The sequence below is a fragment of the Rathayibacter sp. AY1A2 genome, assembly GCF_002930935.1.
Taxonomy (GTDB): Bacteria; Actinomycetota; Actinomycetes; order Actinomycetales; family Microbacteriaceae; genus Rathayibacter.
In genome coordinates this window covers 30969-43988 of record NZ_PSTP01000019.1, presented here as the reverse complement: position 1 = coordinate 43988, position 13020 = coordinate 30969, and the positions used below count along the sequence as shown (strand labels likewise).

Genomic DNA, 13020 nt, shown 5'->3' with positions numbered 1-13020 from the left:
GAGCGGTGGTGGTGCGGGGAGGAGGCGTCAGGCGTTGCGCCCGAACAGCTCCGAGACGATGTCGACCAGCTCGCGGGCGGGCGGATCGACGGCGGTGAGGAGGGGAGCGGAGGCGAGGTCGGCCCCCGCGGTGGCGGCCAGGCCGGCGAAGTAGCCGGGCGCGAGCAGGTAGGTGGCGACCACGACGCGCGCGCCGGGGTGGGCGGCGCGCTCGGCGGCGACCGCCTCCGCGATCCGCGGCTCGGCGGCCGAGATGAACGAGGTGCTCACCTCGCGGCCGAGCTCGGCGGCGAGGAGGCGGCCGGTGGTCCAGCAGTCCGCGACGGCACCGGCGTCGCTCGAGCCGGCAGCGGCGAGCACGACGCGGTCGCCGTCGTCGAGCCCTGCCTCGTGGAGCCGGCGGGCGAGCACGCGCGCCAGGCGGGGATCGGGTCCGAGCGCGCCCGAGACCCGCACCGGCCGCTCCGCCTCCGCCGCGGCCTCGGCGAGGTCGACGTGCACGTGGTAGCCGGCCGAGAGCAGCAGCGGCACGACCACCGCCGGTCGGCCCGGCTCGAGAGAGCCCAGGGTCGCGGGGACGTCGGGCTGCTGCACGTCGACGAAGGAGTCGAGCACGTCCAGCGCCGGGTTGGCCCGGCGGACCGCCTCGACCAGCGCGGCGACGGCACGTCTCCCGTCGTCGTCGGAGGTCCCGTGGGACGCGGCGACCAGAGCGGTCCGCTGGGCGACCTCGATCGTGCCGTCGCTCTCGCGCACCTGCCAGGTGGCGAGGTGCAGCTCCGCTCGTGTGAAGCAGGCGCCGGTCTCGAGGTCGAAGACGTCCTTGTGCAGGGGCGAGGCGATCGTGGGCCGCTGCACCCCGTCGACCAGACGCGAGCCGACGATGCCGCGCGAGAGCACGGCCGCGCCGGTCGCGGGGTCGAGGTTCGAGACGGCCCGCACCCGCCCGTCGGGCAGGAGGAACAGGGCGAGCTGCACACCGCCGACCAGGGCGGCCTCGCCCCAGAGCGGCTCGAGGTCGCCGACGGCGCAGACCGGCACCCAGGTGGTGGCGGTCGCGGGGGCGAGCCGATCGAGGAGGGTCATCGCTGCGCCTTCTTCCTGCGGGTGGGCCACCGCATCCGGTCGGACGCGATGAGGCAACGGTAGGGATCGCGCGTTTCGTGCGAGCACGCCTCCGGTGTCACGGGCGTAACGAAGCCCTCACGGCCGGCGGCACTCGCCGAGAGGCGCGCGTCACACGCTGTTACACCGGGGCAACGGCGGGGAAACGGGCCGTCCCTACGGTGGACGTCATGACTCCTGGAGCGAACCCCGCCGCCCGGCCCCGACGCGTGCTCGTCGTCGGAGCGGGACCCGCCGCGCACCGCCTGGTCGACGCGCTCGTCGCCCGGGCCGGCGACGAGGCGCTGGAGATCACCGTCCTCGGCGAGGAGGTGCACCGTCCCTACGACCGCGTCGCACTCTCGAAGCGCCTCGACGGCGAGCACGACCTGACTCTGGGCGACGGCGCTCTGTGGGAGTCGGCGCGGCTGATCACCTCCTCCCGTGTCGTCGCGATCGATCCCGACCGCCTGCGCGTCGAGCTCGCGGACGGCCGCTCCCTCGAGGGCGACGACATCGTCCTGGCGACGGGCTCCTCCGCCACGGTCCCGCCGATCGAGGGCGCCGAGCACGGCCGCGTCTACCGCACGCTCGAGGACGTGGACGGGCTCGTCGCCGAGCTCGCCGCGTTCCGCGCCCGGCGCGGCCGCCCCGCGATCGTGGTCGTGGTCGGCGGCGGTCTGCTCGGCCTCGAGGCGGCGGGAGGCGCGCACCGGCTCGGTGCGCGCACCGCCCTCGTCCACTCCGGCCGCTGGCTGATGAGCGCGCAGCTCGACGAGGGCGCCGGGCAGGCCCTCGGCCGCATCATCTCGGCGCAGGGGATCGCGCTGCACCTCGGCAACCGGCCCACCGCGATCCTCACCTCGCCGACGGGGACGGTGCTCGGCGTCGCGCTGACCGACGGCAGCAGCATCAGCGCCGATCTCGTGGTCTTCTCCATCGGGATCACGGCGCGCGACGAGCTCGCCCGAGCGGTCGGGATCGAGGTCGCACCGCGCGGAGGCGTGGTCGTCGACGAGGCCTGCCGCACCAGCAGGGCGGGAGTCTGGGCCATCGGCGAGGTCGCCGCGATCGCCGGCCGCACCGTCGGGCTCGTCGCACCCGCCAACGCGATGGCGGAGGTGGTCGCCGACCGGATCCTCGGCGGCGACGCGACCTTCCCGGGGGTCGACGACGCCACCAAGCTCAAGCTCTCGGGCGTGGAGGTCGCCAGCTTCGGCGACGCCCTCGGCACCACGGAGGGAGCGCTCGAGGTCGTCTACGCCGATCCGGCCCGCGGTCTCTACCAGAAGGTCGTCGTCTCGGACGATGCGCGCACGCTGCTCGGCGGGATGTTCGTCGGCGACGCGGGCCCCTACTCCTCCCTCCGCCCGCTGCTGGGGCGCGAGCTGCCGGCCGAGCCCGGCGCCTACCTCGCGGCGGCGGGGGCGGAGGCGCCCTCGGGCGACCTTCCGGACGACGCCCAGGTCTGCTCGTGCAACAACGTCTCGGTCGGCGAGGTCCGCCACGCGATCGGCGAGGGGTGCACCGAGCTGGGGCCGCTCAAGGCCTGCACCCGCGCGGGCACCCAGTGCGGATCGTGCGTGCCCCTGGTGAAGAAGCTGCTCGACACGGAGCTGATCCGTGCGGGCGTCGAGGTCTCCCGCGCCCTCTGCGAGCATGTGGCGCTCAGCCGCAGCGAGCTGTTCGAGTCGGTCCGCATCCTCGGGCTGCACTCGGCCGAGCAGGTGATGGAGCGCTTCGGCTCCGGGCTGGGCTGCGACGTGTGCAAGCCGGTGATCGCCTCCGTCCTCGCCACCCAGACGAACGCCTACATCCTCGACGGCGGCCAGGCGCCGCTGCAGGACACCAACGACCGCGCCCTGGCCAACATGCAGAAGGACGGCACTTACTCCGTCGTCCCGCGGATCCCCGGGGGCGAGATCACGCCGGCGAAGCTCAAGGTGATCGCCGAGGTCGCCGAGCAGTACGGCCTCTACACGAAGATCACCGGCGGGCAGCGGATCGACATGTTCGGCGCCCGCCTCGAGCAGCTGCCCGAGATCTGGCGCCTCCTCGTCGACGCCGGCTTCGAGTCGGGTCAGGCGTACGGCAAGTCGCTGCGCACGGTCAAGTCGTGCGTCGGATCGACCTGGTGCCGCTTCGGAGTCCAGGACGCGGTCGGGATGGCGGTCTTCCTCGAGGAGCGGTACCGGGGTCTCCGCTCGCCGCACAAGTTCAAGCTCGGGGTCAGCGGCTGCGCCCGCGAGTGCGCCGAGGCGCGGGGGAAGGACATCGGCGTCATCGCGAGCGACCTCGGCTGGAACCTCTACGTCGGCGGCAACGGCGGCTACCAGCCGGCGCACGCCCAGCTGCTCGCGCAGGACCTCGACGACGAGACCCTGGTGCGCTACATCGACCGCTACGTCATGTACTACGTGCGGACGGCCGAGCGGCTCCAGCGGACCGCACGCTGGCAGGAGGAGCTCCCCGGCGGACTCGAGCACGTGCGCGAGGTGGTCTGCGAGGACTCGCTCGGCATCGCCGCCGAGCTGGAGGCCGCCATGGCCACGCACGTCGACACCTACGTCGACGAGTGGGCGGCGACCCTCGCCGATCCCGACCGGCTCCGCCGCTTCCGCTCCTTCGTGAACGCCCCGGACACCGCGGATCCGCGCGTCGCGACCGTGCGCGAGCGCGGGCAGGTCCGGCCCGCCGGCCGGGACGAGAGACCGGACGGACCCGTGCTGGTCGCGGGGCCGAGGATCCCCGTCGGTCCGGCCGGGATCGGATCGGACTCGTGATGCAGCTCTCCCTCGACCTCGCCGGACGCCGCGTGCTCGTGATCGGCACCGCCTCCGGGACCCGCCGCGTGCTCGCCCGCTACCGAGCCGCCGGCGCACTCGTCGAGCGGCACGAGGCGGAGGACGCGCTCACCCCGGCGCCCCCGGCCCTGATCGTGTGGGTGGAGGGGCCGGCGCCGCTCCGAGCAGCGGCGGCCGAGCTCTGCCCCTGGATCGTCGACGAGGCCCCCGCGCCGACCCGGCCGGTCGGGCACGTCAGCATCGTCGGCGGCGGCCCCGGCGATCCGGATCTGATGACCCTCGCCGCCCGCCGCGCCCTCCGCGACGCGGACGTGGTGCTCTACGACCGGCTCGGTCCGCACGAGGGCCTGGCCGAGTGGGCGCCCGGCGCCGAGCTGATCGACGTCGGCAAGACGCCGGGTCATCATGCGGTGCCGCAGCACGAGATCGAGCGGCTGATGATCGAACGGGCCCTCGCGGGTCTGGACGTCGTGCGCCTGAAGGGCGGCGATCCGTTCGTGTTCGGCCGCGGGTCGGAGGAGGTGCGCGCGTGCCGGCTCGCCGGCGTCGGCTCCACGGTCGTCCCCGGAGTGACCAGCGCGATCTCGGTGCCCGCCGCCGCCGGGATCCCGGTCACCCACCGCGAGGTCAGCAGGGCCTTCACCGTGGTCTCGGGCCATGCGCCGTTCAGCGAGCAGGAGCTCGGCCATCTGGCCGGGCTGGGCGGGACGATCGTGGTGCTGATGGGCGTGAACACCCTCCCGCACCTCGTCGCCGGGCTGCAGCGCGCCGGGATGCGCGCCGACACGCCCCTCGCGATCGTCGAGCGGGGCTGGTCGCGCGACCAGCGCACGACGGTCTCGTCGGTCGGCGCAGTGCTCGGCCTGCTCGCCGAGCTGGCACCGCGCTCGCCCGCCGTGATCGTCATCGGCGAGGTGGTCCGGCAGGCCGCGTGCCATGATGCGGGGGACCCCGAGAGCATCGCCCGAGCGGTCGATGCACTGACCGCGTGAGACCCCGAGGGGGCCGAGCATGACCGGCACCGATCCCGACGCCGCCGTGGGGTTCCGACCCGACCAGCTGGACGGCTTCCGCATCGGGGTCACCTCCGACCGCCGCTCCGAGGACCTGATCGCCGCGTTCGAGCGCCGCGGTGCCGCCGTCACGCACGCCCCCACCATCCGAATGCGCGGCGTCGACACCGAGGGCGCGCTCGAGGAGGAGACCCGCGCCATCGTCGCCGCCCGTCCCGACGTGCTCCTCGCCACCACCTCCTACGGCCTGCGGCGCTGGCTCGAGGCCGCGGACGCCGCGGGGATCGAGCTGGCCGACGCGCTGTCCTCCGCGCGGATCCTCGTCCGCGGACCCAAGGCGCGCGGAGCGATCCGTGCGGCGGGTCTCGACGACCACGGGATGAGCGAGCGCGAGACGACCACCTCCCTCGTCGACCTGGCCCTGCGCGAGGGCGTCGCCGGCCGCACGATCGCGGTGCAGCTGCACGGATTCACCGACCCGGCTCAGCTGCAGCGTCTCCGCGACGCCGGCGCCCGGGTGCTCACGGCCGCGCCCTACCGCTGGAGCGTGCACGAGGACTCCGCCCGGGTGCTGCGGCTGATCGACGCGGTCTGCGGAGGGGGCATCGACGCCGTCACCTTCACCAGCGCGCCGGCGGTGGAGGCGCTCTTCACGGTCGCGGAGGCCGCGGGCCGCCTCGACGACCTCCAGGCGGCCTTCCGCGAGACGGTGGTCGCCGCCGCCGTCGGCCCGGTGACCGCAGCACCCCTGTTCGAGGCAGGGATCCTCCCGGTCGTGCCGGACCGGTTCCGGATGGGCGCGCTCATCCGCCTGACCTGCGAGCACCTCGAGCAGGCGTCGCCCCGCATCGAGACGGCCTTCGGCACTCTCGAGCTCCGAGGCCGGCACGCGGTCCTGGCCGGGACCCGGGTGGCGCTGACCCCGGTCGCGCTCGCGCTGTTCCGGACTCTCGTCGCCGCCGAGGGCGCGACCGTCGCGCGTCACGTCCTCGCGGCCTCCGCGCCGGAGGCTCTCGACGACCACGCGGTCGACGTCGCTGTCAGCCGCCTCCGTCAGGCCCTCCCCGAACCGCGGCTCGTGGCGACGGTGATCAAGCGCGGCTACCGGCTCGCGACCCCGCTCTGAGCGGCGGCGCGGTGCCACACTGAGCGCGTGGGCAGGCTGAGGGTCGTCGTCGCGCCCGACTCCTTCAAGGGGTCGGCGAGCGCGGTCGAGGTCGCGCGGGCGATCGCCGAGGGCTGGAGCGCTGCGCGCCCGGGGGACGAGATCGTCCTCGCGCCGATGGCCGACGGAGGAGAGGGCACGGTCGAGGCCTTCGCACTCGCGGTCCCGGGGTCGCTTCGGCGGCCGGTCATCGTCCCCGGCCCGGACGACCGGCCGGTCCGCGCCTGGTGGCTGCTGCTCCCCGACGGGACAGCCGTCGTCGAGCTCGCCTCCACGAGCGGCATCACGCTGCTCGACCCGCTCCGACCGCTCACCGCGCACACGCGCGGCTTCGGCCGCGCGATCGCCGCCGCCCTCGACGCGGGGGCGCACGCCCTGCTGCTGGCGATCGGCGGCAGCGCCTCGACCGACGGCGGAGTCGGAGCGCTCCGCGAGCTCGGCGCACGCTTCTCCACCGCCTCCGGCCGCGACCTCGGCGAGGGAGGCGGTGCGCTGCCCGCGATCGCCGCCGCCGACCTCCGCGCGCTGCGTCCTCTGCCGCCCGGAGGTGCGGTCGTGCTCAGCGACGTCGCGACCCCGCTGCTCGGCGACTCCGGGGCGGCCCGCGTCTTCGGACCGCAGAAGGGGGCCGGCCCCGAGGACGTCCTCGTCCTCGAGAGCGGCCTCCGCCGTCTCGCCACGCACCTGGACGCGGATCCCGATGCGCCGGGCTCCGGGGCGGCTGGCGGGACGGGCTTCGGGCTGCTCGCCTGGGGCGCGCGTACGACCTCCGGCGCCGGCGCCGTCGGACGGGCGATCGGGCTCCCGGCGCTCCTAGCGGGCGCGGACGTCGTCATCACGGGGGAGGGGCGCTTCGACGCGCAGTCCGCCGCCGGCAAGGTCCCGGTGCACGTCCTCGCGCTCGCCGAGGCGGCCGGGGCGCGGACGCTCCTCGTCGCCGGGGCGATCGCGGCGCCGACTCCCGGCTTCACCGCGGCGGTGTCGCTGACGGAGGCGGCGGGCTCCTCGTCCGCGGCCCTCGCGGACCCGCTCCCGCACCTGCGCGCCGTCGCCCGGGAGTGGGCCGCGCAGCTCCTCTGACCGTTCGCGGTGTCGGTGGTCGGGCGTACCGTCCGGGCATGCCCCGCGATGCGATCCGACCACCACATCTTGTGGTCGAGCCGCCGCGCGGACCCCACCGGTCGGGCATGCCGACACGCCGTGGCGCGTTGTACACAGTGAACGGGATCCTTCTGTCCACACCTGTGGATGGTTCGTCCGGATCCGCGTCCTTCCGCGGTTCCACGGGCTCCGACCTGTGGATGAACGGGGGAGGAACCGGTGGATAACTACACGGCTGTAACTACTACGTCTAGTGGGCTGACACCGGCCCGCCCCCTATATGTAGTATTGCTGAGCAGGTCGGAGCGAGAGCCCCACTGGCACCCAGAACTCACCCGGACCACCCTCCGACCCCGCCCGCATCGCGAGCCGCCGGTCGGGGAGCGGCACCGGGACACCCCCTTCGAAAGGCGACACCCATGGCTGTGACGGTCTACACCAAGCCCTCCTGCGTCCAGTGCACCGCGACGTACCGCGCCCTCGACAGCAAGGGCATCGACTACGAGGTGTTCGACCTCTCCGTGGACGAGAAGGCCCTCGAGGCCGTCAAGGCCCTCGGCTACCTCCAGGCGCCGGTCGTCATCACGGACGACGACCACTGGTCCGGCTTCCGCCCCGACAAGATCGCGACCCTCTGAGGCGCACGGACGGCGATCCGCGACGTCGTCGGCGGGTGCCGTAGCGCCGCTGCGGCTTCCTCCTCCGCCTTGCGGCTCACCGCGCAGCCGCCTCGGAGGCGGGACCGAGAACAGCAGCTGACGGGGAGAGGGGCCGGAGGATGAGCGGGCTCGTGTACTTCTCCAGCAGCTCGGGGAACACGCACCGGTTCATCGAGAAGCTCGGACGGCCGGCGCAGCGCATCCCGCTCCACGCCCGCCGCGACGGAGCCGCCCTCGACACGCTCCACGTCCACGAGCCGTACGTGCTCGTCCTCCCCACCTACGGCGGCGGCAACGGCGGGGGAGCGGTCCCCAAGCAGGTCATCCGGTTCCTCAACGATCCGTGCAACCGCTCCCTGATCCGCGGCGTCATCGGCGCCGGCAACACGAACTTCGGCGAGGCGTACTGCCTCGCCGGCGACATCATCGCCCGCAAGTGCGAGGTGCCGCACCTCTATCGATTCGAAGTATTCGGAACACCCGACGACGTCCGCGCCGTCGACGAAGGATTGGACACGTTTTGGACGCAGCAGTGATCGACGCTCCCCGCGACGCCGCACAGATGGACTACCACTCGCTCAACGCGATGCTGAACCTCTACGGCCCGAACGGAGAGATCCAGTTCGACAAGGACCGCGAGGCCGCTCGCGAGTTCTTCCTGCAGCACGTCAACCAGAACACGGTGTTCTTCCACACGCTCAAGGAGCGCCTCGACTACCTGGTCGAGAAGGAGTACTACGAGCAGGCCGTGCTCGACCAGTACTCGTTCGAGTTCATCCAGCAGCTCAACGACCTGGCGTACTCGAAGAAGTTCCGCTTCGCGACCTTCCTCGGCGCGTTCAAGTACTACACCTCGTACACGCTCAAGACGTTCGACGGGAAGCGCTACCTCGAGCGCTTCGAGGACCGCGTCGTGATGACCGCCCTCGGCCTCGCCCAGGGCGACGAGACGCTCGCGACCGCCCTCGTCGAGGAGATCGTCGCCGGCCGCTTCCAGCCCGCGACCCCGACCTTCCTCAACACAGGCAAGGCCCAGCGCGGCGAGCTCGTCTCCTGCTTCCTGCTGCGCATCGAGGACAACATGGAGTCGATCGCCCGCGGCATCAACTCCGCGCTCCAGCTCTCCAAGCGCGGCGGCGGCGTCGCCCTCTCGCTCTCGAACATCCGCGAGGCCGGCGCCCCGATCAAGCAGATCGAGAACCAGTCCTCGGGCATCATCCCCGTGATGAAGCTCCTCGAGGACAGCTTCAGCTACGCCAACCAGCTCGGCGCGCGCCAGGGCGCGGGAGCGGTGTACCTCTCGGCGCACCACCCCGACATCCTCCGCTTCCTCGACACCAAGCGCGAGAACGCCGACGAGAAGATCCGCATCAAGACGCTCTCCCTCGGCGTCGTCGTGCCCGACATCACGTTCGAGCTCGCGAAGAACAACGAGGACATGTACCTCTTCTCGCCCTATGACGTCGAGCGCGTCTACGGCATCCCCTTCGGCGACATCTCCCTCTCGGAGAAGTACCGCGAGATGGTCGACGACCCGCGCATCAAGAAGACCAAGATCTCGGCGCGCGAGTTCTTCCAGACCATCGCCGAGATCCAGTTCGAGTCGGGCTACCCCTACATCGTGTTCGAGGACACGGTGAACCAGGCGAACCCGATCAAGGGCCGCATCAACATGTCCAACCTCTGCTCCGAGATCCTCCAGGTCAACACTCCGACGACCTACAACGAGGACCTCTCCTACGCGCAGATCGGCAAGGACATCTCCTGCAACCTCGGCTCGCTGAACATCGCGCTGACGATGGACTCGCCCGACTTCGGCCGCACCATCGAGACCGCGATCCGCGGCCTCACCTCGGTGTCCGACCAGTCGCACATCACCTCGGTCCGCTCGATCGAGGACGGCAACGACAAGTCGCACGCCATCGGCCTCGGCCAGATGAACCTGCACGGCTACCTCGCCCGCGAGCGGATCCACTACGGATCCGAGGAGGGCATCGACTTCACCAACATCTACTTCTACTCGGTGCTGTTCCACGCCCTGCGCGCCTCCAACAACCTCTCCATCGAGCGCGGCACCACCTTCGAGGGCTTCGCCGACTCGAAGTACGCCTCGGGCGAGTTCTTCGACACCTACACGGAGAAGGAGTGGGCGCCGGCCACCGAGCGCGTCTCCCGCCTCTTCGCCGACTCGGGCATCGCGGTCCCCACCCGGGACGACTGGCGTGCGCTCAAGGCCTCGGTCATGGAGCACGGCATCTACAACCAGAACCTGCAGGCCGTCCCGCCGACCGGCTCGATCTCGTACATCAACAACTCGACGTCCTCGATCCACCCGATCGCGTCGAAGATCGAGATCCGCAAGGAGGGCAAGCTCGGCCGCGTCTACTACCCGGCGCCGTTCATGACGAACGACAACCTGGAGTACTACCAGGACGCGTACGAGATCGGCTACGAGAAGATCATCGACACCTACGCCGCCGCCACGCAGCACGTCGACCAGGGCCTCTCGCTCACGCTCTTCTTCAAGGACACGGCGACCACCCGCGACGTCAACCGCGCCCAGATCTACGCCTGGCGCAAGGGCATCAAGACGATCTACTACATCCGCATCCGTCAGCTGGCGCTCGAGGGCACCGAGCTCGACCAGTGCGTCTCGTGCATGCTCTAGAGCACGCAGCCCCACCCCCCTCCGCACGACCCATCCGCAGCAGCGAGAAGGAATCATGACTCCCCCCGAGAAGCTCAAGCTCGTCGACTCCGTCCAGGCGATCAACTGGAACCGGATCCAGGACGACAAGGACGTCGAGGTGTGGAACCGCCTCACGAGCAACTTCTGGCTGCCCGAGAAGGTCCCGCTGTCGAACGACATCCAGTCGTGGAACACGCTCACGCACCAGGAGCAGCAGCTCACCATGCGCGTGTTCACCGGGCTCACCCTGCTCGACACCGTGCAGGGCACCGTCGGCGCCGTCTCGCTCATCCCGGACGCGATCACGCCTCACGAGGAGGCCGTCTACACGAACATCGCGTTCATGGAGTCGGTCCACGCCAAGTCGTACTCCTCGGTGTTCTCGACCCTGTCGAACACCCAGGACATCGACGAGGCCTTCCGCTGGTCGATGGAGAACCCGAACCTGCAGAAGAAGGCGTCCATCGTGATGGACTACTACCGCGGCGACGACCCGCTGAAGCGGAAGGTCGCCTCCACGCTGCTGGAGTCGTTCCTCTTCTACTCGGGCTTCTACCTGCCGATGTACTGGTCCTCGCGCGCCAAGCTCACCAACACGGCCGACCTCGTGCGCCTGATCATCCGCGACGAGGCCGTGCACGGCTACTACATCGGCTACAAGTTCCAGAAGGGACTCGAGCGGGTCGACCAGGCCAAGCGCGACGAGATCAAGGACTACACGTTCTCGCTGCTCTACGAGCTCTACGACAACGAGGCGCAGTACACGCAGGACCTCTACGACCAGCTCGGCCTGACCGAGGACGTCAAGAAGTTCCTGCACTACAACGCGAACAAGGCGCTGATGAACCTCGGCTACGAGCCGATGTTCCCCAAGCAGGTCACCGATGTGAACCCCGCGATCCTGTCGGCCCTCTCGCCCAACGCGGACGAGAACCACGACTTCTTCTCGGGCTCCGGCTCCTCCTACGTGATCGGCAAGGCCGTGAACACCGAGGACGAGGACTGGGACTTCTAGGCGTCGACACCACGTCCCGGCCTCCACGGCGAACGGCCCCTCCCCTCGCGGGTGAGGGGCCGTTCCTCGTCTCCGGGCGGCGGGCGGGCGCCGGGTCACCGCACCCGGCGAGGCGCCGCCCTGTCGCCGAGGCGCCGTCCTGTCGGCGGCGCCTCGCGCGGCACGTCGGTGTCTCGCGGAGCGGGGCCGGAGCGGCCGTCGTGCGCGCCTCAGAGGGCCAGGCGCATCAGCACCCGGGGGAAGCCGTCGAGCACGGAGCGCACCGCCGCCCAGCCGACCACTCCGCCGATTCACCACTCCACCGGATGAATCGCACCAGCACCCCCTGTTGGACGGCGCCCAGGCGGGGCGCCTACCGTGGACGAGGTATCCAACGAAGGAGCACTCCCTGTGAAGCACGTCCCCCTCGGCACCTCCGGTGTCGACTCCCCGAACGTCGTCCTCGGCCTCATGCGCATCCCCGAGATGAGCGACGAGGCGATCCGCGGCCTCGTCGGCGCCGCCCGCGACTCCGGCATCGACTTCTTCGACCATGCCGACGTGTACGGCGGCGAGCTGCACCGCTGCGAGGAGCGCTTCGCCGAGGCGATGGCGCTGACCCCGTCGGAGCGCGAGCAGGTCGTCCTGCAGACCAAGGCGGGCATCGTCGGCGACGGCCCGTACTTCGACTTCTCCTACGAGCACCTCATCGCCTCGGTCGAGGGCTCGCTGAAGGCGCTGCGCACCGACTACGTCGACGTGCTGCTCCTGCACCGGCCCGACGCGCTCGTCGAGCCCGACGAGGTGGCCCGCGCGTTCGACGAGCTGCACGCGTCCGGCAAGGTGAAGCACTTCGGCGTCTCGAACCAGACGCCGTACCAGATCGAGCTGCTGAAGAAGTCGCTGAACCAGCCGATCGTGGCGAACCAGCTGCAGCTCTCGATCACCCATGCGCCGCTGATCGCGCAGGGCGTCGCCTCCAACATGGTCGGCGAGGACCAGTCCGTCATGCGCGACGCCGGCATCCTCGACTACTGCCGCCTGAACGACATCACCGTCCAGGCCTGGTCGCCCTTCCAGGCGGGGTTCTTCACCGGCGTCTTCCTCGACAACCCGGCCTACCCCGAGCTGAACGCCGTCATCGACCGGCTCGCAGCGACCTACGAGGTCCCGGCGATCGCCGTGGCCACCGCCTGGATCACCCGCCACCCGGCGGGCATGCAGGTCGTGCTCGGCACGACCAACGAGCAGCGCGTGCGCGATGCGGCCCTCGGCTCCGATCTGCCGCTCACGCGGCCGGAGTGGTACGAGCTGTTCCGCGCGGCGGGCTACCTCGTCCCCTAGAGCTCCCACCCCGGAGGAAATGCGCGTCGGCGCAGAGAGGCACGGACTCCCCGGAGTCCGTGCCTCTTCCCGTCCCCGCGGGACGCCGGTCGGTACGCCCGTCGCGGACTGGAGCGGCATCTCGCGGGGGAGGGGCGGGAATAGGAA

At 71.3% G+C, this 13020-nt stretch carries 10 protein-coding genes; 9 read left to right on the top strand and 1 reads right to left on the bottom strand.

Annotation, left to right across the window (positions count from 1 at the left end; genetic code table 11):
* Positions 1–27: 27 nt before the first annotated feature.
* The gene (gene nirD, locus C5B93_RS17835; RefSeq protein WP_104292718.1) at positions 28–1086 is read right to left on the bottom strand and encodes a nitrite reductase small subunit NirD; all 1059 of its coding nucleotides are present in this window, start codon (positions 1084–1086) and stop codon (positions 28–30) included.
* A gap of 209 nt (positions 1087–1295) precedes the next feature.
* On the opposite strand from nirD, the gene nirB reads away from it, so the two are divergent.
* The 9 genes from nirB to C5B93_RS13850 all read left to right on the top strand — a co-directional run bounded on the left by nirB (position 1296) and on the right by C5B93_RS13850 (position 12873).
* On the top strand, positions 1296–3887 hold the full coding sequence (gene nirB / locus C5B93_RS13890; RefSeq protein WP_104292723.1) for a nitrite reductase large subunit NirB: 2592 nt from the start codon (positions 1296–1298) through the stop codon (positions 3885–3887).
* The gene (gene cobA / locus C5B93_RS13885; RefSeq protein ID WP_104224371.1) at positions 3887–4900 is read left to right on the top strand and encodes a uroporphyrinogen-III C-methyltransferase; all 1014 of its coding nucleotides are present in this window, start codon (positions 3887–3889) and stop codon (positions 4898–4900) included. The genes nirB and cobA overlap by 1 nt, the downstream gene beginning before the upstream one ends.
* Positions 4901–4919: 19 nt before the next feature.
* Positions 4920–6047, top strand: coding sequence for a uroporphyrinogen-III synthase (locus tag C5B93_RS13880; RefSeq protein WP_104292717.1), 1128 nt, complete (start codon positions 4920–4922; stop codon positions 6045–6047).
* A 36-nt stretch (positions 6048–6083) separates the two neighbouring features.
* Positions 6084–7166: a glycerate kinase gene (locus C5B93_RS13875; protein ID WP_104258226.1), complete on the top strand. Its 1083-nt coding sequence runs from the start codon at positions 6084–6086 to the stop codon at positions 7164–7166.
* A gap of 440 nt (positions 7167–7606) precedes the next feature.
* Complete coding sequence (nrdH, locus tag C5B93_RS13870) at positions 7607–7825, top strand: glutaredoxin-like protein NrdH (RefSeq protein ID WP_068255139.1); 219 nt, start codon at positions 7607–7609, stop codon at positions 7823–7825.
* 140 nt (positions 7826–7965) lie between these two features.
* Positions 7966–8382 carry a class Ib ribonucleoside-diphosphate reductase assembly flavoprotein NrdI gene (gene nrdI, locus C5B93_RS13865; protein ID WP_104224357.1) on the top strand — a complete coding sequence of 139 codons (417 nt, stop codon included), beginning with the start codon at positions 7966–7968 and terminating at the stop codon, positions 8380–8382.
* A gap of 26 nt (positions 8383–8408) precedes the next feature.
* A complete protein-coding gene (gene nrdE / locus C5B93_RS13860; RefSeq protein ID WP_104250945.1) occupies positions 8409–10514 on the top strand; it encodes a class 1b ribonucleoside-diphosphate reductase subunit alpha in 2106 nt (701 codons plus the stop codon).
* A 55-nt stretch (positions 10515–10569) separates the two neighbouring features.
* Positions 10570–11550, top strand: coding sequence for a class 1b ribonucleoside-diphosphate reductase subunit beta (gene nrdF, locus C5B93_RS13855; RefSeq protein ID WP_104224358.1), 981 nt, complete (start codon positions 10570–10572; stop codon positions 11548–11550).
* Positions 11551–11940: 390 nt separating this feature from the next.
* Positions 11941–12873, top strand: a complete 933-nt coding sequence (locus tag C5B93_RS13850; RefSeq protein ID WP_258068230.1) for an aldo/keto reductase family oxidoreductase — start codon at positions 11941–11943, stop codon at positions 12871–12873.
* Positions 12874–13020: the final 147 nt, after the last annotated feature.